Origin of the sequence: Streptomyces albireticuli (genome assembly GCF_002192455.1) — a bacterium.
GTDB lineage: Bacteria > Actinomycetota > Actinomycetes > Streptomycetales > Streptomycetaceae > Streptomyces > Streptomyces albireticuli_B.
Map to the genome: position 1 here is coordinate 3,437,146 of NZ_CP021744.1, position 24,544 is coordinate 3,461,689.

The 24,544-nt window shown below is 70.9% G+C and carries 23 protein-coding genes and 1 rRNA gene; 15 read left to right on the forward strand and 9 right to left on the reverse strand.

What is annotated here, in order from left to right:
- Positions 1-8: 8 nt before the first annotated feature.
- Positions 9-1,058 carry a C40 family peptidase gene (locus SMD11_RS14545; protein WP_234366038.1) on the reverse strand — a complete coding sequence of 350 codons (1,050 nt, stop codon included), beginning with the start codon at positions 1,056-1,058 and terminating at the stop codon, positions 9-11.
- A gap of 333 nt (positions 1,059-1,391) precedes the next feature.
- On the opposite strand from SMD11_RS14545, the gene pstS reads away from it, so the two are divergent.
- From pstS to pstB, 4 genes are all read left to right on the forward strand, one after another.
- A complete protein-coding gene (gene pstS, locus SMD11_RS14550; RefSeq protein WP_087926876.1) occupies positions 1,392-2,522 on the forward strand; it encodes a phosphate ABC transporter substrate-binding protein PstS in 1,131 nt (376 codons plus the stop codon).
- A gap of 108 nt (positions 2,523-2,630) precedes the next feature.
- On the forward strand, positions 2,631-3,623 hold the full coding sequence (gene pstC, locus SMD11_RS14555) for a phosphate ABC transporter permease subunit PstC (RefSeq protein WP_087926877.1): 993 nt from the start codon (positions 2,631-2,633) through the stop codon (positions 3,621-3,623).
- An 11-nt stretch (positions 3,624-3,634) separates the two neighbouring features.
- Positions 3,635-4,702, forward strand: coding sequence for a phosphate ABC transporter permease PstA (gene pstA / locus SMD11_RS14560; protein ID WP_087930505.1), 1,068 nt, complete (start codon positions 3,635-3,637; stop codon positions 4,700-4,702).
- Positions 4,703-4,732: 30 nt separating this feature from the next.
- Positions 4,733-5,512, forward strand: a complete 780-nt coding sequence (gene pstB / locus SMD11_RS14565) for a phosphate ABC transporter ATP-binding protein PstB (RefSeq protein WP_087926878.1) — start codon at positions 4,733-4,735, stop codon at positions 5,510-5,512.
- Between the two features lie 114 nt (positions 5,513-5,626).
- On the opposite strand, the gene SMD11_RS14570 is transcribed toward pstB, so the two are convergent.
- Together SMD11_RS14570 and SMD11_RS14575 are read right to left on the reverse strand one after the other, a co-directional pair.
- Entirely contained in the window at positions 5,627-6,625 is a 999-nt protein-coding gene (locus tag SMD11_RS14570; protein WP_087926879.1) for an inorganic phosphate transporter, read from the reverse strand.
- Positions 6,626-6,631: 6 nt separating this feature from the next.
- On the reverse strand, positions 6,632-7,252 hold the full coding sequence (locus SMD11_RS14575; protein ID WP_087926880.1) for a DUF47 domain-containing protein: 621 nt from the start codon (positions 7,250-7,252) through the stop codon (positions 6,632-6,634).
- Between the two features lie 264 nt (positions 7,253-7,516).
- On the opposite strand from SMD11_RS14575, the gene SMD11_RS14580 reads away from it, so the two are divergent.
- Positions 7,517-7,906: a metal-sensitive transcriptional regulator gene (locus tag SMD11_RS14580; protein WP_199844064.1), complete on the forward strand. Its 390-nt coding sequence runs from the start codon at positions 7,517-7,519 to the stop codon at positions 7,904-7,906.
- A gap of 160 nt (positions 7,907-8,066) precedes the next feature.
- Here SMD11_RS14580 and SMD11_RS36400 read toward each other — a convergent pair whose 3' ends face one another.
- Both SMD11_RS36400 and SMD11_RS14590 read right to left on the reverse strand, forming a co-directional pair.
- A complete protein-coding gene (locus tag SMD11_RS36400) occupies positions 8,067-8,264 on the reverse strand; it encodes a hypothetical protein (RefSeq protein WP_087926881.1) in 198 nt (65 codons plus the stop codon).
- 186 nt (positions 8,265-8,450) lie between these two features.
- Complete coding sequence (locus SMD11_RS14590; protein ID WP_087926882.1) at positions 8,451-9,389, reverse strand: hypothetical protein; 939 nt, start codon at positions 9,387-9,389, stop codon at positions 8,451-8,453.
- A 97-nt stretch (positions 9,390-9,486) separates the two neighbouring features.
- Between SMD11_RS14590 and SMD11_RS14595 the strand changes: the two genes are divergently transcribed.
- Together SMD11_RS14595 and SMD11_RS14600 are read left to right on the forward strand one after the other, a co-directional pair.
- A complete protein-coding gene (locus tag SMD11_RS14595; protein ID WP_087926883.1) occupies positions 9,487-9,693 on the forward strand; it encodes a hypothetical protein in 207 nt (68 codons plus the stop codon).
- A 138-nt stretch (positions 9,694-9,831) separates the two neighbouring features.
- Complete coding sequence (locus SMD11_RS14600) at positions 9,832-11,409, forward strand: FAD-binding oxidoreductase (RefSeq protein WP_087926884.1); 1,578 nt, start codon at positions 9,832-9,834, stop codon at positions 11,407-11,409.
- 96 nt (positions 11,410-11,505) lie between these two features.
- Here the strand turns inward: SMD11_RS14600 and SMD11_RS14605 are convergent, their stop codons facing one another.
- Positions 11,506-12,234, reverse strand: a complete 729-nt coding sequence (locus SMD11_RS14605) for a phosphatase PAP2 family protein (RefSeq protein WP_087926885.1) — start codon at positions 12,232-12,234, stop codon at positions 11,506-11,508.
- A 198-nt stretch (positions 12,235-12,432) separates the two neighbouring features.
- On the reverse strand, positions 12,433-13,443 hold the full coding sequence (locus SMD11_RS14610) for a bifunctional lytic transglycosylase/C40 family peptidase (RefSeq protein ID WP_087926886.1): 1,011 nt from the start codon (positions 13,441-13,443) through the stop codon (positions 12,433-12,435).
- Positions 13,444-13,597: 154 nt separating this feature from the next.
- Between SMD11_RS14610 and SMD11_RS14615 the strand changes: the two genes are divergently transcribed.
- Complete coding sequence (locus SMD11_RS14615; RefSeq protein ID WP_087926887.1) at positions 13,598-13,807, forward strand: DUF397 domain-containing protein; 210 nt, start codon at positions 13,598-13,600, stop codon at positions 13,805-13,807.
- An 18-nt stretch (positions 13,808-13,825) separates the two neighbouring features.
- Here SMD11_RS14615 and SMD11_RS14620 read toward each other — a convergent pair whose 3' ends face one another.
- A complete protein-coding gene (locus SMD11_RS14620) occupies positions 13,826-15,325 on the reverse strand; it encodes a serine/threonine-protein kinase (protein WP_234366039.1) in 1,500 nt (499 codons plus the stop codon).
- 378 nt (positions 15,326-15,703) lie between these two features.
- Here SMD11_RS14620 and SMD11_RS14625 point away from each other — a divergent pair, with 378 nt between their 5' ends.
- The 7 genes from SMD11_RS14625 (at position 15,704) to SMD11_RS14655 (ending at position 24,322) form a co-directional block, all read left to right on the forward strand.
- Positions 15,704-16,012: a hypothetical protein gene (locus SMD11_RS14625; RefSeq protein WP_087926889.1), complete on the forward strand. Its 309-nt coding sequence runs from the start codon at positions 15,704-15,706 to the stop codon at positions 16,010-16,012.
- A gap of 260 nt (positions 16,013-16,272) precedes the next feature.
- Positions 16,273-17,175 carry a hypothetical protein gene (locus tag SMD11_RS14630; RefSeq protein WP_087930508.1) on the forward strand — a complete coding sequence of 301 codons (903 nt, stop codon included), beginning with the start codon at positions 16,273-16,275 and terminating at the stop codon, positions 17,173-17,175.
- Entirely contained in the window at positions 17,165-18,517 is a 1,353-nt protein-coding gene (locus tag SMD11_RS14635; protein WP_087926890.1) for a hypothetical protein, read from the forward strand. Before SMD11_RS14630 ends, SMD11_RS14635 begins: the two co-directional genes overlap by 11 nt.
- 2 nt (positions 18,518-18,519) lie before the next feature.
- A complete protein-coding gene (locus tag SMD11_RS14640) occupies positions 18,520-20,073 on the forward strand; it encodes an SCO6880 family protein (RefSeq protein ID WP_087930507.1) in 1,554 nt (517 codons plus the stop codon).
- Positions 20,074-20,084: 11 nt separating this feature from the next.
- Entirely contained in the window at positions 20,085-21,500 is a 1,416-nt protein-coding gene (locus tag SMD11_RS14645; protein WP_087926891.1) for an ATP-binding protein, read from the forward strand.
- Positions 21,501-22,578: 1,078 nt separating this feature from the next.
- Positions 22,579-23,235, forward strand: a complete 657-nt coding sequence (locus SMD11_RS37325; protein WP_418952442.1) for a TraM recognition domain-containing protein — start codon at positions 22,579-22,581, stop codon at positions 23,233-23,235.
- Between the two features lie 115 nt (positions 23,236-23,350).
- Entirely contained in the window at positions 23,351-24,322 is a 972-nt protein-coding gene (locus tag SMD11_RS14655) for a hydroxyacid dehydrogenase (RefSeq protein WP_087930509.1), read from the forward strand.
- Between the two features lie 68 nt (positions 24,323-24,390).
- Here SMD11_RS14655 and rrf read toward each other — a convergent pair.
- Positions 24,391-24,507 (reverse strand): 5S ribosomal RNA (gene rrf / locus SMD11_RS14660).
- Positions 24,508-24,544 lie beyond the last annotated feature (37 nt).

Sequence of the window (24,544 nt, forward strand, 5' to 3'; positions counted from 1 at the left end):
GCGGGGCACTACCCCGGCCGCACCACCCCGAGCACCGGCATCGTCCCCGCCCCCGCCATCGTCACCTGCCGGCCGGGCCGCGGCGCGTGCACCATCGTGCCGTCGCCCACGTACATCCCCACATGGCTCGCGTCCGCGAAGTAGATGATCAGATCGCCGGGGCGCATGTCCTTGACGTCCACCTTGGGCAGCTGGCGCCACTGCTCCTGCGAGGTGCGCGGTATGGGCCGGCCGGCGGCTGCCCAGGCCTTCAGGGTCAGGCCCGAGCAGTCGAAGGTGTCGGGGCCTTCGGCGCCCCACACGTAGTTCTTGCCGATCTGGGCGGTCGCGAAGGCGACGGCCCGCTTGCCGTCGCCCGTCGCCGAGCCGGCGTCCTTGAGGGTGACGCCCTTCACGGCGTCGGAGGAGAGCCACTGCTTCTGCTGCTGCCGGGCCCGCTCCTCCTCCAGCTGCCGCAGCCGCTCCTTCTCCTTCTCCTCCAGCCGCGACTCCAGCGCCCTGGCGGCCGACAGCTTGGACTCGATCTCCCGCTTGGCGCTCTCCTTGCGCTTGCGCTCGTCGTCGAGGGTGCGCCAGCGCTTGCTCGCGGCCTTCGCGTAGCCGTCGAGGTCCTTCTGGGTGGCGGCGGCCTCGGCGATCAGACCGCGCGTGGCGGCCTCCCCTTTATGGGTGAGCGCGAGGCCCTCCAGGAAGGTCTGCGGGGAGGCCGAGAGGAAGAGCCGCACCTGGGGCGGCATGGAGCCGTCGCGGTACTGGGCGCGGGCCAGCGAGCCGGCCTGGTTACGGAGCCGGTTCATCCGCTCCTGCGCGGCGGCCGCGTTCTTCGCGATCTCCACGATCGACTTCTCCTGGCGGCGGGTCGCCTCGTCCGCCGCGTTGTACGCGTCGGTGGCCGCCTCCGCCTGCCGGTAGAGGCCCTCCACCTCCTTGTGCACGTCCTCCAGGCTCCGCGTCGGCGGCTTCGCGTCCGCGAAGGCCACACCGGGCACGGCGACCGCCCAGACCAGCGCCGTCAGCGCTATCGCGTACCCGCCCGTACCCCTGCCGTACCGCCTCACAGGCCACCTCCGCGGCGTCCGCCCCCATGTCTGACATACCGTCACGTGAGACACGGATGCTGCCATGGCCACCCGGAAACCGACAGAGATCTGCGTCACACTCGGTGGGGAAATCGGCCTTTCCGCCGGGCCACCACCCTGACGGGTGAGGTTCACCCTCCGTTCACTCTCACCCTTCGACCGCTTCACCTGTTCTGCCTAATTTCGGGGCTAGAAGGTGTGAGCCCCACCGTCCGAACGGCCCTCACCCTCGTGGCACGACCAGAGCAACATGAGCACCACCCACCTCTCGCACGCCGCCCCAGCGGCGGCTCCCGGAAGGAACACCCGAAAGTGAAGCTTCAGCGCAAGAACCGGCTCCGCGCCGTCGCCTTCGGCGCCATCGCCGTCTCCGGCGCCCTGGTCCTCACGGCGTGCGGCTCGGACGACAACAGCGGCGGCGGCTCCACCGGCGGTGGCTCCACCAAGGCCGCCGGCAACATCAAGTGCGAGGGCAAGGGCCAGCTGCTGGCCTCGGGCTCGTCCGCGCAGAAGAACGCCATGGACCTGTGGGTCAAGAACTTCATGGCGGCCTGCAAGGACATCCAGATCAACTACAAGCCCACCGGTTCGGGCGCGGGCATCCAGGAGTTCCTCCAGGGCAAGACCGCCTTCGCCGGCTCCGACTCCGCGCTCAAGCCGGAGGAGGTCACCAAGTCCAAGGAGGTCGTCAAGGGCGGTCAGGGCATCAACCTGCCCCTGGTCGGCGGCCCCATCGCCGTGGGTTACAAGGTCCCCGGCGTGAAGGACCTGGTCCTGGACGCGGACACGCTCGCCAAGATCTTCGACAACAAGATCGACAAGTGGAACGACCCGGCGATCGCCAAGCTCAACAAGGACGCCAAGCTCCCCGACCTCAAGATCCAGGCGTTCCACCGCTCGGACGAGTCGGGCACCACGGACAACTTCACCAAGTACCTCAAGGCCGCCGCCGACAAGTCCTGGCCGTACGAGCCCGCCAAGGCCTGGAAGCCCAAGGGCGGCCAGTCCGCCGACGGCTCGGCCGGTGTGTCCTCGCAGGTCAAGCAGACCGACGGCGCCATCTCCTACTTCGAGCTCTCCTACGCCACCGCCAACAAGATCGACACGGTCAAGCTGAACACCGGCGCCAGCGCCCCGGTCGAGGCCACCTCGGACAACGCCTCCAAGGCGATCGCCGAGGCCAAGATCACCGGCACCGGCAAGGACCTCGCGCTCAAGCTCAACTACGCCACCAAGGCCGAGGGCGCCTACCCGATCACCCTGGTGACGTACGAGGTCGTCGGCGACAAGGGCAACAAGGCCGAGACCCTGCCCGCCACCAAGTCCTTCCTGACCTACATCGCGAGCGAGGACGGCCAGTCCGTCCTCAAGGACCTCGGCTACGCCCCGCTGCCCGCCGAGATCGCGACGAAGGTCCGCGAGGCCGTCGCGAGCCTCGCCTGACCCGTGTGCGGCCGGGACCCGGACCGGGTCCCGGCCGCACCGTCCGGTGCACCGCCGCGCCAGGGGCCGCGCTCATCCGCGAGCCGGCCCCGCAGACCGGAGAAACCCATGGAAATATCCTCAGCCACCGCAGACTCACCACCGCCACCGGCCGGCGGGCCCGCCACCGCGGCCCGGACGAAGTCGGCCACCCGACCGGGTGACCGCATCTTCCTCGCCTTCTCCCGGGGCTCCGGCATCCTGCTCCTGGTGATCATGGCCGCGATCGCGGTCTTCCTCACCGTCCGGGCCACCAGCGCCCTCTCGAAGAACGAAGGCAACTTCTTCACCACCTTCGAGTGGACCGCCAACGGCACCCCGCCGGTCTTCGGCATAGCCGTCCTGGCCTTCGGCACCGTGGTCAGCTCGGTCATCGCGATGCTCATCGCGGTCCCGGTCGCCATCGGCATCGCGCTCTTCATCTCGCACTACGCGCCCCGCCGGCTGGCCACCCCGCTGTCCTACGTGATCGACCTGCTCGCCGCCGTGCCGTCCATCGTCTACGGCCTCTGGGGCGCCCTCTTCCTGGTGCCCCACCTCGGCGGCCTCTACAGCTGGCTCGACGACTACCTCGGCTGGACCGGGATCTTCGCGTACCACGACGGCGCCGCCCGCTCCCTCTTCACCATCGGCATCCTGCTGGCGATCATGATCCTGCCGATCGTCACCAGCGTCAGCCGCGAGGTCTTCCTCCAGACCCCGAAGATGAACGAGGAGGCCGCGCTCGCGCTCGGCGCGACCCGCTGGGAAGTCATCCGGATGGCCGTCCTCCCGTTCGGCCGTTCCGGTGTCATCAGCGCCTCGATGCTGGGCCTCGGCCGCGCGCTCGGCGAGACCATGGCCGTCGCGACGGTCCTCTCCCCCAGCTTCGAGATCGGCAAGAGCCTGCTGGACCCCGGCGGCGGAACGTTTGCGCAGAACATCGCCAGCAGCTTCAAGGAGTCCGGTGAGATCGGCAAGGACGCCCTGATCGCCTCCGGTCTGGTGCTCTTCGTCCTCACCCTGCTGGTCAACGGCGCCGCCCGCCTGATCATCGCGCGCCGCAAGGAGTACACGGCATGAGCGGAGTGACCATGAACGAGCCGCTGGTCGCCGACGACGTCCCGGGCGCCTCCCGGCCCCTGCGCCAGCCGCGCCTCCCCCGCTGGACCCCGGCCGCCCTCGCCGCCGCCTCGGTGGCCGTGGGCGTGGGCATCGGCCTGGGCGCCGGGCTGCACAGCCGCATCCAGTGGGGCCTGATCGCCGTCCTCCTCTTCGTCGCCGGGATGTACGCCCTCGCGACCCGCGTCGAGGGCCGCCGGCAGGCCAAGGACCGGCTGGCCACCAGCCTGGTCTGGGTCTGCTTCGTCCTCGCCGTGATCCCGCTGGTCTCCCTCGGTTGGGAGACGGTCTCGCGCGGCAGCAAGGTGCTCGACGGCAACTTCCTCACGCACTCCATGGCCGGCGTGCTGACCATCCAGCCCGGCGGCGGCGTCTACCACGCGATCATCGGCACCCTGGAGCAGGTCGGCATCGCCACCGCCATCGCGGCCCCGATCGGCCTGCTGACCGCCGTCTACCTGGTGGAGTACGGCCGCGGCCGGCTCGCCAAGGCGGTCACCTTCTTCGTCGACGTCATGACGGGCATCCCGTCGATCGTCGCCGGTCTGTTCATCCTCAGCTTCTGGATCCTGATGCTGGACTTCGGCTACTCCGGCTTCGCCGGGTCGATGGCCCTGGCGATCCTGATGATGCCCGTCGTCGTCCGCTCCACCGAGGAGATGCTCAAGCTCGTACCGAACGAGCTGCGCGAGGCCTCGCTGGCCCTCGGCGTGCCCAAGTGGCGCACGATCCTCAAGGTCGTCCTGCCCACCGCCATCGGCGGCATCGCCACCGGTGTGATGCTCGCGGTCGCCCGCATCGCCGGTGAGTCCGCCCCGATCGTGCTGCTGGTCTTCGGCTCCCAGCTGATCAACAACAACCCCTTCGACGGAGCCCAGTCCTCGCTGCCGTACTACATCTACGAGCAGTGGGCGGCCGGCAACGACGCCAGCTACGACCGCGCCTGGGCGGCGGCCCTCGTCCTCATCGCCTTCGTGATGATCCTCAACCTGGTGGCCCGCGGCATCGCCCGCTGGAAGGCCCCGAAGACCCATCGCTGACAGCGATAGCAGAAAGCAGAAGTGATCCCCATGGCCAAGCGAATCGACGTCAGCGGCCTCTCCGCGTTCTACGGCGCCCACAAGGCCATCGACGACATCTCGATGACCGTCGAGCCCCGCTCCGTGACGGCCTTCATCGGCCCGTCCGGCTGCGGAAAGTCCACCTTCCTGCGCACCCTGAACCGGATGCACGAGGTCACCCCCGGCGGCCGCGTGGAGGGCAAGGTGATGCTGGACGACGAGAACCTCTACGGCGCCGGCGTCGACCCGGTCTCCGTGCGCCGCACGGTCGGCATGGTCTTCCAGCGCCCGAACCCGTTCCCGACCATGTCCATCTACGAGAACGTGGCCGCGGGCATCCGGCTCAACGGCGACCGCGTCCGCAAGTCCGAGATGGACGCGATCGTGGAGCGGTCCCTCCAGGGCGCCAACCTCTGGAAGGAGGTCAAGGACCGGCTGAACAAGCCGGGAGCGGGCCTCTCCGGCGGCCAGCAGCAGCGCCTGTGCATCGCGCGGGCGATCGCCGTGGAGCCCCAGGTCCTGCTGATGGACGAGCCCTGCTCGGCGCTCGACCCGATCTCCACCCTCGCCATCGAGGACCTGATCGGCGAGCTCAAGGAGCGCTTCACGATCGTGATCGTCACGCACAACATGCAGCAGGCCGCGCGCGTGTCGGACCGTACGGCCTTCTTCAACCTCGCGGGCGTCGGCCAGCCGGGCAAGCTGGTCGAGATCGACGACACGGAGCGGATCTTCTCCAACCCGTCGGTGCAGGCCACGGAGGACTACATCTCGGGCCGCTTCGGCTGAGCCCGCCGAGAGCCGCCTTGCGGCGCTGCATGGCGGTGCCGCCGCAAGGCGAAGGGCCCGCCCCCTGTGACCACCAGGGGGCGGGCCCGTCCGCTTCTCGTACTCCCGCGACCGCTAGCCGAACGCGAGATTCACGATCCAATAGCTGAACGCGGCGACGACGGCCGCGGCCGGCATGGTGATGAACCAGCCCATCACGATGTTCTTGGCGACGCCCCAGCGGACGGCGCGCGAACCCTTCGTGGAGCCCACGCCCATGATCGCGGACGTGATGACGTGCGTGGTCGAGATCGGCGCGTGGAACATGAACGACGCCGTGTACATCACCGAGGCGGCGGTCGTCTCGGCCGCGAAGCCCTGCGGCGGGTCCAGCTCGATGATCCGGCGGCCGAGCGTCCGCATGATCCGCCAGCCACCCGCGTACGTACCGAGCGAGAGCGTGATCGCGCAGGACAGCTTGACCCAGAGCGGGATCGCGTCGTCCATGGACTGCACATCACCGATGACCAGGGCCATCACCACGATGCCCATGGTCTTCTGCGCGTCCTGGAGACCGTGGCCGAGCGCCATGCCCGCCGCGGAGACGGTCTGGGCGATCCGGAAGCCGCGCTTCGCCTTGTGCGGGTTGGCCTTCCGGAACATCCACATGATCACGACCATCACCAGATAGCCGATGATCAGGCCGACGAACGGCGAGAGGAACATCGGGATGACGACCTTCTCGACGACGCCCGACCAGATGACGGTCGTACCGCCCGCGAGCGCCGCGCCCACCATGCCGCCGAACAGGGCGTGCGAGGAGGACGACGGAAGGCCGAAGTACCAGGTGATCATGTTCCAGGCGATCGCGCCGATCAGCGCGGCGAAGAGGATGCCCATCCCCTTGTCGCCCACCGGCGTCTCGATCAGGCCCTTGCTGACGGTCTTGGCGACCCCGCTGCCGAGGAAGGCACCCGCGAGGTTCATCACCGCCGCCATCGCGAGGGCCGCGCGCGGGGTCAGCGCCCGCGTGGAGACCGAGGTCGCGATGGCGTTCGCGGAATCGTGGAAACCGTTCGTATATGTGAATCCGAGCGCGACCGCGATGGTCACGACAAGCGCAAACGTGTCCACCGGGGGTCAGGACTCCTTGACCGCGATGGTCTCGACCGTGTTCGCGACATGCTCGAACGCGTCGGCGGCCTCCTCCAGCACGTCGACGATCTGCTTGAGCTTCAGCACCTCGATGGCGTCGTACTTGCCGTTGAAGAGCTGGGCGAGGAGCTTGCGGTGGATCTGGTCCGCCTGGTTCTCCAGACGGTTCACCTCGATCCAGTACTCCGTGAGGTTGGTCATGGTCCGGAGGTTCGGCATGGCCTCGGCGGTCAGCTCGGCGGCCCGGGCGAGGACCTCGATCTGCTGCTCGACGCCCTTCGGAAGCTCCTCGATCTGGTACAGCACGACCAGGTCGACGGCCTCCTCCATGAAGTCCATGATGTCGTCGAGCGAGCCGGCGAGGGTGTAGATGTCCTCGCGGTCGAACGGCGTGATGAAGGAGGAGTTCAGCTGGTGGAAGATTGCGTGCGTCGCGTCGTCCCCCGCGTGCTCCGCTGCCCGCATCCGCTCGGCGATCTCGGCTCGGGCGGACGTGTCCGCTCCGAGCAGTTCCATCAGGAGCTTGGAGCCCGTGACGATGTTGTCCGCGGAGGCGGCGAACATGTCGTAGAAGCTCGTCTCCCTGGGGGTCAGACGAAAACGCACGTGGGATCCTCGGGGTGCAGCGGATTCGGTCTCGTTGATGCTAGGCGCATCATCGGGCCACAGCTAACTGGCATTCCCTCAGTGTCGCCCATCGGGCAGAGTGCTCACCAAGGCAGGTACCGCCTCCGGCGGCGAATTTCTGTACCATATACCCAGCGGGGGTATACGAGTGGGGTATACGCCCGACAGGGGCGCAAAACTCCCCGACCCGCGGAGCGCCGAAGGCCGCGCGGTGGAATGACGGAGGACGCCATGACGGACGGCATGACGACGGAAGCCGACGTGAGCGGCGGCACCACCGAGCCGGCCGCGCCGTCCTGCCACGGCGCCGCACCGGCCCCGGCAGGCGCCGCCACCGCGCCCGCGCACGGCCCGCACGGCTACAGCGCCCAGAAGGACCAGCACCTCAAGCGCCTGCGCCGGATCGAGGGCCAGATCCGCGGCCTCCAGCGCATGGTCGAGGAAGACGTCTACTGCATCGACATACTCACCCAGGTCTCGGCGAGCACGAAGGCCCTCCAGTCCTTCGCCCTCCAGCTCCTGGAGCAGCACCTACGGCACTGCGTGGCGGACGCGGCCCTCAAGGGCGGCGCCGAGATCGACGCGAAGGTCGCGGAGGCGACGGCGGCGATCGCGAGGCTGCTGCGGACGTGACGGCGGCGCGGCCGGACGGTCAAGTTGTCCCGGCCGCACCCGAAGGCCGGAGAGCGGGCAATCCAGCCCGTCCGGCGTTTGAGGACCGGGGGTCCGGGGGCGGAGCCCCCGGGATCGGGAAGGGGCGGGTAGGGGAGAAAGCCCCGCAGGGCCCACCACCTCAGCCCCCGTCCCCGCCACCGCACCCGTCCCCCGAGGACTCCCCCCGCGGCACAACCCTGAGCACCTCGTCGATCCGATCCGGACTCAGCCGATCCTCATCCGCACTGGACGCCGCGATCATCAGATCACCGTAGAGATCGATCTCGATGAGGGCCACGGGATCCGGCCCGCCCGACGAACCGCGTCGCGAAACCACGTGATTCACCTCCTCGGCTCTGCTCAGGTCTGCCCAGGTCTTCCGCTCTTGCCTGCTCAGGCCCTCCAGGCCCTTGTTCCACCCCCCGTCAGGGGGTCGCTCTCCGATTCACCAGCGTAGTGATCGGTACACATGGCGCGCATGGCACAGAAGGACCATTTCCATGGCCAACTACGCCCTGCCGCGTTATTTCCGCGGCGAACCCACCGTCCCCGCATAGATATCGGCGGGAGCGGGAAGGGCCACCCGCACCGGGGTGCCGAAGTCGTAGAGTTCGACGGTCGAGACCACGGTCATCGGCGGCGCCGAGGCCACCGGTGAGGCGGAAGAGGCGCGCCCGCGGCCGTCGACGCTGAAGCGGTGGCTCACCCTCCGCGGGCGGCCCTGGTCGTCGAGGTAGGCGTCGAACGCCACTGTGCCGTTGGAGAACCCTTTCGCCGCTACGGTCAACGGTTCGCGGTCCCGCTCGGGTGCCGCGCGGGCGGCTCTGCCGAGGTCGATCGTCCCCCAATAGTGCCGCACCCGGACGCCGCCTACCCGCTCGTCCCGCATGTATGTCACCTCCCGGGCACCACCGAGCAGTTCGGCCGCCGCGAGCGGGTCGGTGGCGCCGTTCGTGAGGAGGTTGCCGTCGGCGAGCGAGGCCGTGGCGAGCCGCACCCAGCTGTCCCCGGGGACCCCGGCGCCGCGGTTCTTCATGAAGAGCCTGCCGGGGGTGAAGACCTCGGTGATCGGGCGGTGTTCGGCGGCGCCCGCGGCGTCCTCGGGCACCAGCACCGTCAACTGCCCGGCCGGCCGGGAGAAGTCGTAGAGCCCGCGGCCGTGGATGGTGAGCCGGGTGCCGCCGCTGACCGTCTCCATGGACGTGCGCACCTTCGCGCCCCCGGCGCCCGCGAGCACGCGGGCGGCGCGGGACAGGGCCTCGCGCGCCCGGCGCGGATCGGTCTCGTCGCCCGCGGGGCGGGCCTGGCTGCTCAGGCTCTTCAGGTCCTCCCGCAACCCGCTGCCATCAGGGACGACGGGGTCCTGGGCCGCGCAGCCGGAGAGCAGCAGCCCGAGGGCCAGCCCGCCCGCCACCGCGTTGGCGACGACCGCGCCCCTGTGTCCGTGCCGCCGCACCACCATGTCCGTCAGCCCCCTGCCACCGCTGCCACCACCTGTGGAACCCGTTACTGTCAACGACCACTCCGGGGCGGCCGTCACGGCCCGGTACGGTGATGGCGTGTCCGACACAGCCACCGCGAGCCTCACCCCGGCCCACTCCGTGAGCACCACCGAGACGGGCTCCTTCTGTAGCGCCCGCTGTACGTGCGGCTGGCGCGGCCCGGCCCGCCGGGCCCGCTCCCTCGCCCGCGACGACGCCGCGGCGCACGCCGGCGCCGGCGCCGCACGTGAGGGAACCGGTTCCGTGGGTACACCATCTGTCTAGGCGGTCGAACGACGGACAGCGGTGGGGTGGCGGGGCGGCATGGCCAGGGGCGGGCGCGTGGAGCGGGCGACGGGCGGCGCGGAGGGCCCACCGGGCAGAGTCCCGGGCGGCGTCCTCAGGAAGGCGAGGGGCGGCGGCATGGACCGCCGGCACCTCCTGGCCGCCGGTACGGGCCTGGCCGCGGCCGGCGTCTGGGCGGCCGCCTGCGGTGACAGCACGGGCTACGCCTCGCCGTCCGGCCCCTCCGGCCGGGTGCCGGTCGCGAGCGGCAGGGCCGTCCCGCGCACCAAGGCGGTCGCCGCGGACTGGACGGCACTCGGCAAGGGCCTGGCCGGCGGCCTGGTCCGCCCCGGCGACGCGGACTACGCCACGGCCCGCCAGCTCTACAACACCCGCTTCGACGGGCTGCGCCCAGCCGCCGTCGCCTATGTGGACAACACCCACGACATAGCCGAGTGCCTCGCCTTCGCCCGCCGCCACACCACCCGGATATCCATACGTAACGGTGGTCACAGCTATGCCGGTTGGTCGAGCGGTACGGACCGGCTCGTCATCGACGTCTCCCGGCTCAGGACGGTCCGTACGCCGCCCGCAGGCACGGCCGTCGTCGGGGCCGGCGCCAAGCTCATCGACGTGTACACCGCCCTCGCCGCGCGCGGTGTGACCATACCGGCGGGCTCCTGCCCGACCGTCGGCGTCTCCGGGCTCGCCCTCGGCGGCGGCCACGGCGTCACCTCCCGCGCGTACGGCCTGACCTGCGACAGCCTCACCGGTGCCACGGTCGTCACGGCGGACGGCAGGACCGTCGACTGCGACGCGAACCGTTCCGCCGATCTCTTCTGGGCCCTGCGCGGCGCGGGCAACGGCAACTTCGGCGTCGTGACCGAACTCCGCTTCCGCACCCACGAGGCCGCGGACGGCGTCGCCGGATACGTCTCCTGGCCCTGGTCCCGGGCGGCCGACGTGCTGCGCGTCTGGCAGGAGTGGGGGCCGGGCCGCCCGGACGAGATCTGGTCGTCCTGCGACCTGTCGGCCGCCGCCGGCGGCACGCCGCGCGTGTCCGTCTCGGCGTACTCGCTCGGCACGTACGGCGACCTGGCGAACAGCCTCGACCAGCTCGTCGGCAAGGTGGGCGGCGCCTCGAACGGGGTGCGGCTGCGCCGCCGGACCCACCTGGAGATGGTCCGCGGCTACGCGGGATGCGGCGAGAAGACCACCACCCAATGCCATCTGCCGGGCGGTACGCCCGGCCGCGAGTCCGCGGGCGCCCTGAAGCGGGAGACCTACGCGGCACGCTCCGACTTCTACGACCGTCCGGTGGGCGCGGCGGGGAACCGCGCTCTGACCGACCAGATGGAACGTTTCAGCAAGAAAGGCGGCAGCGGTGGCGCCGCGATCCAGCTGACGGCGCTGGGCGGCGCGGTCAACCGCGTCAAGCCCCTGGAGACCGCCTTCGTGCACCGCCGCTCCCGCTTCCTCGCCCAGTACCTGACGTCCTGGGCGGCGGGCGGCTCCGGGGCGGCGCAGATGTCCTGGCTGGACGGCACGCACGCGGCGATGCGCCGCTACGCGTCGGGCGCGGCGTACCAGAACTACGCCGACCCCGGCCTGAAGGACTGGCGGAAGGCTTACTACGGGGACGCCGAGGGCCGTCTGACGAAGCTGAAGGGGCGGTACGACCCGAACCGCCTCTTCGACTTCCCGCAGGCTCTGTGAGCCCTTGAGGGGCCGGGACGGGGCCTCGCGCGCCGTGGCCTCGCCCGGCGGAACCGGGCGGCGGGCCGGCACGGACCCCGCCGCTCCGGCCGCCCGTCAGGCGGCGAGGTCGTTGTTCCGGTGCAGCGGCTGCTCGGGGAGACCCCGGCCGGTGGGCCCGGCGGCGGCCACGACGGGCGGGACGGCCCGGTCCGACCGTACGAGCCGGCCCGCGCGGGTGCCCGCCACGCGCCGGGCGAGCGGGGTCAGCAGCATCATCGCGAGGGGCGCCAGCAGCAGGGCGACGGCGGTGCCGAGGGCGAGGCCGCCGATGACGTCCGTGGGGTAGTGGACGCCCATGTAGACCCGGCAGAAGCCCTCCAGGAACGCGAGGGCGATCCCGATCAGGCCGTACTTGCGGTGGGCGACGAAGAGCCCCACGCCGAGCGCCATGGTCAGCGTCGCGTGGTCGCTGACGAAGGAGTAGTCGGTCTTGCCCTTGACCAGGACCTCGAGGCCGGAGTGATCGAGGAACGGGCGGGGGCGCTTGACGAAGCCTCGGATCGGGATGTTGACGAGCAGCGCGATCCCGGCGGCGAGCGGCGCCCAGCACAGCGCGGCGACGGCCGCCGGAGCGTCCTCGCGCTTGCGCACGCTCCACCAGGCGAAGAGCATCAGCACGCCGAGTCCGAGGACGATCCCGTACTCGCCGATGAACTCGACGAGGCGGTCGAGCCAGTTGGGGGCGGCCTTGGCGATGCCGTTGATGTCGTACAGCGTGCTGGTGTCGGGGTTGGACCCGCCCCTGGCCTCCGACATGGGATAACCCACCGCGAGTCCAGCCATGTGTCGTGGCCCCTTATCTGTCGCCTGTTGCTACGTCCAGCTGCCGACCCCCGTGGTCTTCGCGCCCGTGTAGCGACGCCGTTTTCCCACTTCCATGGAACGCCCCACTCCGGCCGGGCGTTCCACTTTCCACTCAATGATCACCCGGACGTTATCGAAGGGTGACCCGTCGTCGCAGCTCAGGGTCGGCGCTACGGCTCAGGCCGCCTTGCCGCCGGCCAGGGCTTTCGCACCGTCCTGGGTGACCCGGGTCGCCCCGATGTAGTCCGGTGAGTCGATCTTGTCGAAACGGATGACGGCCCCCGTGTACGGAGCGTTGATCATGTACCCGCCGCCCACGTACAGCCCCACGTGGTGGATGCTGCGCGGATCCTTCAGGTCGTAGGCGAAGAACACCAGGTCCCCGGGGAGCAGCTCGTCCCGCCGGGGGTGCGCGCCGGCGTTCCACTGGTCGTTGGCGACCCGGGGCAGCTCGATGCCCACGGAGGCGTACGCGGCCTTGGTCAGCCCCGAGCAGTCGAACCGGCCGCCGTCCTCGGCCGTTCCGTCGCCGCCCCAGAGGTAGGGCGTGTTGAGCTTCTCCTGGGCGTAGTAGATCGCCCCGGCCGCCTGCTGCGAGGGCGCCACCCGGCCGACCGGCCGCGCGAAGCTCTTCTCCAGGGTGCGGATGGCCTTCACATAGCCCCGGGTCTCGCTGTAGGGCGGCACCCCGCGGTGCTGGATGACGGCGTACGGACCGGCGTTGTACGACGCGAGCATGTTGTCGGCCAGGTCACCGGGCACGCCCTTGACGTCCTTGGCCAGCGCGCAGTCGTACACCGCCGCCGAGGGGATGGCGTCCTGCGGATCCCAGATGTCGCGCTTGCCGTCCTTGTTGGCGTCGATGGCGTGCGAATCCCAGGTGGCGGGGATGAACTGCGCTATCCCACGGGCGTCCGCCGGGCTCACGGCCTTGGGGTTCCAGGCGCTCTCCGAGTAGATCTGCGCGGCCAGGATCGCGGGGTTGAGCGCGGGGCAGAGATTCCCCCAGTCCCGCACGAGCTGCTGGAACTGCGCGGGCACCGCGCCTTCCGCGAGCCCCACGGAACGCCCGCTTCCGTTTTCGCCGAACAGATTCCCCGCGGCCGAGTACACGCCGACGACGAGCAGCCCGATGAAACACAGGCACATCCCGATCCCGACACCCACGCCCACCCAGAGCTTCCGCACCCCGCAATACTCCCCCACGAGCCCGCCGCATATCCGCGATTCACGGCCACCTGTCGATCCGTCAACGTCCGCCGCCGCGACCGCTCCTCTATCGTGGGCGCGGGCACGGACGCCCGTGCCGCAGATCCCATGAGCAGACCCGCGAGGGGGGACCATGAACGTGAACGAGCTCGAATGGATTCCGGCGAAGGACGGCGACGAGACGGAGTACCTGGAGATCGCCTTCGGCGGGGACGGCAACGTCTACATCCGTGAGAACCACAAGCCGGAGAAGGTCGTGGTGACGACCGAGACGAAGTGGGACGCGTTCGTACTGGGCGTGAAAGCGGGCGAGTTCGACCACTTCGTGGAGGGAATCGACTAGCCCCGCCGGGACGACGACTCAGTCGTCGTCCCTGTCACCCCTGTCGTCCTTCTCGCCCTTGTCCGGGTCCTTACGGTCGCCGTCCTTTTTGTCCCCGTCCCTCTTGTCCCCGTCCTTGGACCGCTCCGCCTCCTTGGACGCGTCCTTGGACTTCTCCCCCTTCGGCCTGGACTTCGGCTTCGACTTCGGCGAACGCGACGCCCGGGGCGACTCCGGTGCCCCCGACGCCTCCGCCGGCACCACCCGATGGGACTCCGGGTCGGGACCGGGCGCGGGAAGGTCCCCACCACGGTCCACGGCCGACTCCGACGGCTGCGCCTCGGGGCTCCCGCCCCCGGTGCCGGTGCCACCGGCACCGAACACCGACGCGCCGAACAGCGTCGCCGCGACGAACGCCACCGCACCGGCGGCCACGCTCAACAGCACCTTCGGACGCCGCGCGCCCGTACGACCGCCGCCGCCCTTACGGCGCGAGGGAGGCGGGGGCACGGGGCCGGGAGGTGCCACCGGGAACGAAGCGGTGGACGACGGACCGGGGCCCGGCGCCGGGGCGAAGCCGGGGGGCGCCGGGGCGAAGCCGGGGGGCGTCGCGGGGCCGGGCGGCCACGGGGCCGCGGAGGGCGGCATGGGCACCCGCGCAGGGGAGGGCGACGTCGAGGGCGGGGGCACCGCCGAGGACAGCGGGCCCGGCACGGGCGGCCGCGGCGCTTCCCGCCAGGAGGCTCCCGCGAACCAGTCCGCGACCTCCTCCGCCGAGGGCCGCGCCTCCGGCTGCTTGGCCAGCATCCGCAGCAGATAGGTCTCGAAGGCGGGCGGCAGGTCCGCCCGGTGCGTACGCGGAGGCACCGGCTCCGCGTCGACGTGGAGGTAGAGCAGCGCGGTCGGACTGTCCGCCCAGAAGGGCGGCCGGCCGGCCAGGAGCTGATAGAGCACGCACCCCAGGGCGTAGACGTCGGAGGCGGGGCCCGCCGGCCGGCCGAGGGCCCGCTCCGGGGCGAGGTAGGTGCTGGTGCCGACGATCTGGCCCACCCGGGTCAGATTGGCCGAGGTCTCGTCGACGAAGCGGGCGATCCCGAAGTCGCCGATCTTCAGTGTGCCGTCGGCGTCCAGCATCAGGTTCCCGGGCTTGACGTCCCGGTGCACCACACCCTGCCGGTGGGCCGCCGCCAGGCCGGAAGCGGCCTGCGCGGCGATGGTGGCGACGCGGGCCGGGTCGAGGGGGCCGCGCGAGGACAGCTCCTGCGCCAGGCTCGGACCCCGGACCAGCTCCATGACCAGATAGAAGCGCCCGTCCCACGCGCCGAAGTCGTAGACCGCGACCACCTGAGGGTGATTCAGCCGGGCCGCGGTCTGGGCCTCCAGCCGGAATCGGCCGGCCGCGGACTCGTCGCCGTCGCCGTCCAGGAGGAGCTTCACCGCCACCTGACGGCCCAGCACCTCGTCCCGCGCCTGCCAGACTTCGCCCATGCCGCCGCGGCCGAGAAGCTCCCCCAGCCGGTACCGATCGGCAACCAGCACCCGCATCACCCTTGATCTCGACGCCCCCGACGCGCCCCACACGGCCCCAGAGCCACGAGGCCCGGTGGTCTCCCGGGCGGCGCAGGCCCCAGCGTACCGACCGAACACATAGTCGTTTGAACATCCCCGCGCCCTCCCCACCCCTCACTCATTGCTCGGCGTCCACCCGCGTGATACACAGAGTCACCATAGGACTCCGCACTGACAACGCCTCGCGTCGCAGGTCAGACCGGTAGCGACCCCGATGCGTACGGGTTCCGCCAAAAAATGACGCCAAGTCGACATGCTGAGGCGGCTTCGTCGGCGAAGATAGGTCCCGACCTTTGCCGCGCGGCAGGGGCGTGACACAACTACCCATAAAGGGGCGGTGAGTTACAAATGATTCTGGCGGCTGGAAAAGGTGACATCAACACCATCATCGGTGGAATCGCCCCCAACTGGGGGCCGTTCGGCAATCTCGGCCAAGAGGCCCGGATCATGGTCGAGGTCGTGATGGCCGTGGCCATCCTGCTCTGCCTCGCCATCGCGATCTGGGGCGCGGCGAAGCAGCGGATCGGCGCGACGGCGCTGCGTGACACATTCAGCGCGGAGCAGGGCAAGGGCCTGATCGTGGCCGGTCTGACCGGAGTCTTCATCATCGGCTCGCTGGGCACGCTCTTCACCATCGTCTACGGCATGGCCGTCTGACCCGCACCGACCGAGGACCGCCCACCGGCCCCGGCCGGCCGCGCGCCCCCTCCCGACCGCTCCTCCGCTCCGCGTTCCGCCCGCTCCACCCGCGCATCGTCCCCGCGCAGACCCTCTCGTCCCCGAGTCCCCCCGCACCGAGGCTGCCACCTGATGCCCCCTCACACCCCCTCGTACTCCTCCCCCCGGATTCCCTTCCCGCCGCTACCGTCATATGCGGGTGCCACAGACGCGACGACGTATGAGGGGACGTGCGGGCGATGAGCCTCGGCGACGACGGCTACGGCGGCAACGGCCAGGACTCCGGCCGGTCAGGCGGTGACTACCGCGACTACGGCGACCGTCACCTGACGCGCACCCGCCTCCCGGAGGGCGAGGGCGACCCGTACGCGCCGGCCCGGCGCGGGGGGCGCGGCGGCCGCGGGGGCGGGCGTACGGGGCTGTCCAGCCGGAATCTGGTGACGGTCGTGGGAGTCGTGGTCCTCCTCATCGCGGCGATCGCGTTCGCGAACAGAGGTGGCGGGGATTCCGCTTCGGACGAGTCGGAGAAGGGCGGCGGGAGAACGGCGAGTGCGCAGCCGACGGGGCCTACCGGCACCAAGCCGGTCGGCGGCAAGACCGCCGGAATCGCCTCGGGTTTCGCCCACACGGAGCAGGGGGCGCAGTCGGCGGCGGCGAACTTCGCGGTGGCGCTGGGGGGTGACGGGATGTTCAAAGCGGACAGCCGTCACGCGATCGTGAGCGCCGTCCACACCCCCGACACCGCGCCCGCCCTTGAGAAGGAACTGGACAAGGCCTACACCGAGGGGTTCTTCAAGAATCTCGGACTCAAGCCCGACGGGACGGCTCCGAAGGGCCAGACCTTCATCTCGCGCACCGTGCCTGTGGGTTCCAAGACCACCGCGTACAAGGACGACGAGGCCACGGTCGAGGTGTGGTGCACGGGTCTGGTGGGGCTCGCCGGGGAGGGGTCGACCAGGCCCGTCACCCAGACGTGGTTCACCCTCACGCAGAAGCTCCGCTGGGTGGACAACGACTGGAAGGTCTCGTCCTCAAGCCAGAAGCAGGGTCCGGCACCTGTCGGCGGTGACGTACAGGCGTCGACCGCCGACGAGATCAACAACGCGGTCAGCGGATACGGAGGGTTCACTTATGCCAGGTAGCCGCCGTCGCCGTGGCCTCTCGCTCTCAGCGGCACTCGTCTCGCTCCAGGTAGCCGTGCTGGCCCTGGCCTCACGGGCGGCAGCCGCCCCGAGTCCGACTCCTTCCCCGACACCGTCACCGAGCAGCAGCAACCCCGCGTCCAACGTGCCCAGTAAGGGCACCAACGCCTGCGACCTCATCGTGGGCCTGGCCAAGAGTTACTGCGAGGGCAAGGGCGACGACAAGAAGACCACAGACAGCACCCCCACCGCCCCCGACGCCCAAACCCCCCTCGACCCCCTGGCCTCCCTCGGTAAGGGATGCGCCGACGCCGCCTCCTGGATCATCCGGAAGCTCTCCGAGGCCGTACAGGCCACCGGCAACGTCGACTTCACCAACGCCACCTTCCTCCGTCAGTACGCCGTCGTCTTCGCCGCCTCCACCATCCTCACGCTCGTCCTGTGGCTGCTCGCCGTGGCCAAGAGGGCCGTGCGGGGCGTGCCGTTCACCGAGGCGTTCACGGAGGCCGTGGGGTTCCTGTGGCTGACGGTGCTCGCGTCCGCGTTCACCCCGCTGATCCTCTACACCCTGGTGTCCGCCACGGACGCCGTGACCGAAGTGATCTCCGCGGGTACGAACGCGAACAACGACGCCTTCTTCGGCGGCTTCGCCGACGCGCTCAAGAAGGGCGACGGCATCGGCGGCGGCCCGATCATGCTGATCGTGGTGTCCCTCGTCTCCGTACTGGCCGCCGGCGTCCTGTGGCTGGAGCTGGTCATCCGGGCCGCCCTGCTCTACGTCGGGGCCCTGCTCGGCACCGCCGTCTACGCGGGGCTGGTCGACAAGAACATGTGGGGCCACGTCCGCCGCTGGGCGGGCATCATGATCGCGGTGATCCTGGTCAAGCCGATCATCGTGGTGGTGCTGGGCCTGGCCGGAGCGCTGTCCTCCGGGAAGGGGCCCAACTCCTTCTCCGCGGTCGTGTCCGGGCTCGCCATCATCATTCTCGCCATCTTCGCCAGTGCGATGATCTATCGCTTCGTCCCCGGCTTCGGCGACGAGATCGTCAGCACCCGCGGTGCGAGCAAGGACGCGGCGTCCCGCCAGGCCGCCGCCGTGATCTCCTCGCCCGCCGCCCTGGTCAAGCAGGGCATCACCACGCACAGCGCCCGCGGCTCCGGGGGCGGTGGCAACGGCGGCCAGCAGGCCCGTCCCGCCAACTCCGTCTCCGGCGGCGTCGCCGCCCACAGCACCCGCGCGCCCGCCCGCCCGGAGGGGAACGGCAGCGGAAGCGCCTCCTCCGGTGCCTCGGCGAACCGCGCGCAGAACCGCAGCAATACGCCAGGAGGTGAGCGGAGTTGACGATTCAGGCACCGTCCCAGCCGATCGCGGCCCGCCGTACATATCTGATCGGCCGCGCTCGTCCCAACGCGGTCGTCGGCAAGAACCGGGAGACCGGCGAGATCGCGCTGATCATCGCCGGAGCGTTCCTGGGCATGATGAGCGGCCTCCTGGTGCCGATCCTCCCGCTGCGGATCCTCGCCCTCACCGGGTTCCCGACGCTGGCGCTGGCGGCCGTCTACGTGCCGTACAAGCACCGCACCTTCTACAAATGGTTTGAGATCAACCGCACGTACAAGCGGACCCTGCGCCGGGGTACGACGTACCGCTCGGGCGCGGCCGAGGCCGGCACCCGCCTGGACGGGCGGGAGTTCGATGTCGGCCCGCCGCCCGGCATCGGCCGGATCAACTGGCTGGCCGCGCCGTTCGGCCCGGACGAGATCGCGGTGCTGCTGCACGCCGACCGCCGCACGGTCACCGCCGCGATCGAGATCGAGGGGCCGGGTGTCGGCCTGCGCGACTCGGAGGACCAGGAGGCCCTGGTCGACCGCTTCGGGACGCTGCTCAAGCATGTGGCCAACGGCGACGGCTATGTGACGCGGTTGCAGATACTGGCCCGCACGCTGCCCGCCGACCCCGACGCGCACGCCAAGGACGTCGAGCGGCGCGGGAACGTCAACTCCCCCAAGTGGCTCCAGGACTCGTACGAGCAGCTCCAGTCGATGGTGTCGACCTCCTCCGAGCAGCACCGCGCCTACCTCGTCGCCTGCATGCACTACACCCGGGAACTGGCCTCCGAGGCACAGGCCATCGCGCGCGCCTCCCGGCACGAGCGCGGCAGCCGGCGGCTGGACCGGGACGGCGGCCTCGCCGTCGTCATGGCCCGCGAGCTGACCGACATCTGCGCCCGGCTCGCCGAGGCCGACATCCGGGTCCGGCAGCCGCTCGGCCAGGGGCGCCTGGCGTCCCTGGTGCACTCCATGTACGACCCGGACCACCCCATCGACCACATCCAGGCGATGACCCAGCGCAACGCGTGGCCGGCCGAGCTGGACGCCATGGAGCCGACCTACCTCCAGGCCAAGACGCGCGAGTCGTCAACACGGGCACCCTGGTGTCACGCCACCGCGTGGGTGAAGGAGTGGCCGATGACACCCGTGGGGGTCAACTTCCTCGCGCCCCTGCTCGTCCACACCCCCGACGTCATCCGGACGGTCGCGGTCTGCATGGACCTGGAGCCGACCGACGTCGCCATCGAGCGGATGCTCACCGAGAAGACGAACGACGACGCGGACGCCTCCCGCGCCGCCAAGATGAACCGGGTCGTCGACCCCCGTGACGTCGCCCACCACTCCCGCGTCGACCAGCGCGGCGAGGACCTCGCCAGCGGTGCGGCGGGCGTCAACCTCGTCGGGTACATCACCGTGTCCTCGCGCTCGCCGGAGGCGCTCGCGCGTGACAAGCGGACGATAAGAGCCTCGGCCGGCAAGAGCTATCTGAAGCTGGAGTGGTGCGACCGCGAGCACCACCGGGCCTTCGTCAACACGCTGCCGTTCGCGACCGGCATCCGACGATAGGGGCAATCGCCGTGCTCGACCCGCTCGCCACAGTGACCGAGGCCTTCACGAGCTTCCTGTTCGGGAAGGTGGAGACCACCCGGCTCCCGGTGCGCACCTCCACCGGTCAGGCGCAGGCCGTCTACCTGCCCACCGCGGCCCCGGGCCTCGGCGACTCCGGCGTGATCATCGGCCGCGAGGTGTACTCCGGCAAGGGGTACATCTACGACCCCTTCCAGCTGTACGGACAGCAGCTCCCGGCCCCGCACTGGCTCGTCCTCGGCGAGTCCGGCAACGGCAAGTCGGCGCTGGAGAAGACGTACGTCCTGCGCCAGCTGCGCTTCCGCGACCGGCAGGTCGTCGTCCTCGACGCCCAGGGCGAGGACGGCGTCGGCGAGTGGAACCTCATCGCGCAGGAGCTGGGAATAACCCCCATCCGGCTCGACCCGGCCGCCGCCCTGCACGGCGGTATCCGGCTCAACCCGCTCGACCCGGCGATCACCACGACCGGCCAGCTCGCCCTCCTCCGGACGATCATCGAGGTCGCCACCGGCCGCGGGCTCGACGAGCGCGCCGGCTTCGCCCTCAAGGTCGCCCACGCGTACGTCAACGACTCGATCCGCGACCGGCAGCCCGTGCTGACCGACATCGTGGAGCAGCTGCGGCACCCGGAGGCCGAGTCCGCGGAGACGATGAATGTCGACATAGACGACGTCCGGGCCTGGGGCCTCGACGTCGCGCTGGTCCTCGACCGGCTCGTGGACGGCGACCTCCGGGGCATGTTCGACGGGCCGACGACGGCGGGCATCGACCTCGACGCACCCCTGATCGTCTTCGACCTCTCGCACATCGACCGCAACTCCATCGCCATGCCCATCCTGATGGCGATCGTCGGCGTCTGGCTGGAGCACACCTGGATCCGCCCCGACCGGAAGAAACGGATCTTCCTGGTCGAGGAGGCCTGGCACATCATCAACTCGCCGTTCGTCGCCCAGCTCTTCCAGCGGTTGCTGAAGTTCGGGCGCCGGCTCGGCCTCTCGTTCGTGGCCGTCGTCCACCACCTCTCCGACGTCGTGGACGGCGCGGCGGCCCGGGAGGCGGCCGCGATCCTCAAGATGGCCTCGACCCGGACCATCTACGCCCAGAAGGCCGACGAGGCGCGCGCCACGGGCCAGGTGCTGGGCCTGCCGCGCTGGGCCGTGGAGATCATCCCGACGCTGACGCCGGGCATCGCCGTCTGGGACGTCAACGGCAACGTCCAGGTCGTCAAGCACCTCATCACCGAGGCCGAGCGGCCGCTGGTCTACACCGACCGCGCCATGACCGAGGACGGCGACCCGGCCCGCGAGCTCGCCGCGGAGGCCGCGGCCGCCGAGCGGGCCTCGGCGGCGATCGAGGCCCAACTGGCCGACGAGGCCTACGGTTCCTCCGAGTCGACGGTGGCCTGACCGTGGCCGGACCGGGATCCACGCACGGCCGCCGCTCGGAAGGCGGCGTTCCGGACGGCCTGCTGGTCGGTGTGATCGCGTTATTGCTGAGTCTGACGCTGCTCGTGTGGGTGACGACCGGGCTCGCGGCCCTCTTCGCGCACGGCTCCTGGCCGGAGGGCGTCAGCCTCCCCCGCACGCCCATGGCCCTGCGGCACCTGCTGACGAGACCGAGCGACCTGCCCGCCGCCTGGCCGGACACCCCGGCCGACGCCCTTTCGGGGTACGGGCTCTTCTGGGGCCTCCTCATCGGCGAGTCGCTGGTGCTGATCGTGTTCGGTGTGTTCGTCATCGGCACACTGGCCCGCTGGCGGGCGGTCCGCGCCCGGCGCAGGGAGGAGCTACGGGCCGGAGGGCGGCGCGCCCGGAACGCGCGGACGGCGACAGGGTCGCAGGCGGAGGCACCGGCGGCGGCCACGGAGGCTCCGGCAGGGGTGGAAGCGAGCGTTCCTGCGACCGGGGGACAGGTGGCGCCGGGACGGCCAGGGAGATCGGGACGGAGGCCGGGACAGCCGGGGTCGGGGTCGGCGAGGCACGTGCCGGGGCGGCCGGAGTCGGCAGCGGTACCGCCGGGTCCGGAGCGACGACCGTCGGCGCCCCGGCAGCCCTCAGCGCCTCCTCCGACGCCCCCGCCGCCTCTACTCTTCCGCTTGCCCCCGTCGCCCTGCCCGCGCAGCCCTCAGCGGCCTCGCAGCCCGTCGAACGGCCCACCGCGCCCACGGCGGCCGGTGGCGGCACGCCGGCCTCGTCCAGCGGGGCCGCTGCCGCGTCCGCCGTCACCTCCCGTGTCCTCTACGGCGCCGACCGCCAGGGCGTCGCCGCCCGGCTCGTACGCGAAGCGGCCGGGCCGGTTCTCGTCACCACCGCCGACCCCGGGCTCTGGGCGGAGACCAAGGACGCGCGGGCGAAGCTCGGCCCGGTCCACGTCTTCGACCCCGGGCACCTCCTCGACACCCCCGACCGCCTCCGCTGGAGCCCCACCGCCGGCTGCGGCACCCGCGAGACGGCGGCGGCGCGCGCCACCGCGCTCCTCGCCCCCGTGCGCCCCCTGAGCGCCCTGGACTCCGCCACCGCCGACACCGCGGAGACGCTCCTCCGCTGCTGGCTGCACGCCGCCGCCGTGGGCGGCCGGCCGTTCCGCCATGTGCACCGCTGGGCACAGGGGAACACGGCCCACGAGCCCGTACGGATCCTCCGGACGCATCCCAAGGCGGCGGGCGGCGCCGCCGGTGAGTTGGAGTCCGCGCTCACAGGCCATCCGGAACGTAAGGACATGGCACAGGAGTTGACCTCCCGCGCACTCAACTCGCTGTCATCCCTCCACATTCGTGACGCCTGCAACCCAAATCGAGCCGATTCGCTCGCGTGGGAATCATTCGTCGCCGAAGGGGGAACGCTCTACGTGGTGGGTGAGGCGATTGAGGATCCCCGGGCACGCCCGGGTGCGATGCCTCTGCTGACCGCACTCGCCGCGAGCGTGGTCGAGCACGGCCGGGGCATGGCCGCACGGTCATCTTCCGGTCGGCTCGACCCACCACTCACGCTCGTGCTGGACGACGTCGCCGCCGTCGCCCCGATCCCCGCCCTCCCGGAGCTGCTCACGACGGGTGCCGAGCACGGCCTCCCGACCTACGCGCTGATGCGCTCCGAGGAACAGGCCCGCGCCCGCTGGCCCCACCGGGCCCTGGTCGGCTAGCGGTTCAGCCCGCGGGGGCGGGCGAAGAGCAGCTCGACGGGTTTTCCCCGGCCGGGGTACGGGCATGGGGCAGCCCGTGAGCGCTGAGCGGGCGGGGGCCGTGGTGGTGACGGCCATGGGGGCGGACGAGGCCGAGGCGGTCCTCCCGCCGGACCTGCGCACCCGCCTCGCTCGACTCGCGGCTCCGCTTCCCGGCGTACTGACCGGCGCGCTCACCACACCGGAGGCGCGCGAGGCGCTCGCGCGCGCCGACATCCTCCTCACGGGCTGGGGGTGTCCACCGCTGACGGAGGACGTGCTGCGCGCCGCCCCGCGGCTACGAGCGGTCGTGCACGCGGCGGGCTCGGTGAAGGGGCTGGTGTCGGCGGCGGTATGGGAGCGCGGCATCGTCGTCTCGTCGGCGGCGGACGCCAACGCGGGCCCGGTCGCCGATTTCACCCTCGCCGCCCTCGCCTTGGCGGCGAAGGGCTCGCTGGCGGCCGCGGCGTCGTACGGAGGAGGCTGGCCCGCGTTCCGGGACCGGCAGGGGGCCGACGGGCGGACGATCGGCGTCATCGGCGCCTCCCGCATCGGCCGCCGGGTCCTGGCCGGCCTGCGCGCTTCCGACGCGGGATACCGGCTGCTGCTCCACGACCCGTACGTGCCGGGGGCGGAGGCGGAGCTCCTGGGCGCCGAGCCGGTGGACCTGGACTCGCTGTGCCGAAGGGCCGGGATCGTCACGGTGCACGCGCCGCAGACGCCCGAGACGCGTCATCTGCTCGACGCGCGGCGCCTGGCCCTTCTCCCCGACGGTGCCACGATCGTGAATACGGCACGGGGTGCGCTGGTCGACACGGACGCCCTCACCCGCGAATGCGCCTCGGGCCGGCTGAGCGCAGTGCTCGACGTCACCGACCCCGAACCCCTGCCGACGGAACACCCGCTGCTGCGTATGCCCCATGTGCTGGTGACCCCGCATATCGCCGGCGCCCAGGGAAGCGAGGCGCGACGGCTGGGCGCGTACGCGGTGGAAGAAATCGGCCGGCTGATGCGCGGGGAGCCGCTCCTGGGATCGGTGCGAAAAGAAATGCTGGACCGCAGCGCATAAGAAAAAGGTTGTGAACGCAAAAATGCCTCAGGCCCCGAGTGAAAACTCGGGGCCTGAGGCTAAAAATTGTTCGGCGGCGTCCTACTCTCCCACACGGTCCCCCATGCAGTACCATCGGCGCTGAAAGGCTTAGCTTCCGGGTTCGGAATGTAACCGGGCGTTTCCCTAACGCTATGACCACCGAAACTCTATGAAATTAACGAAACCGGATATCGACACGGG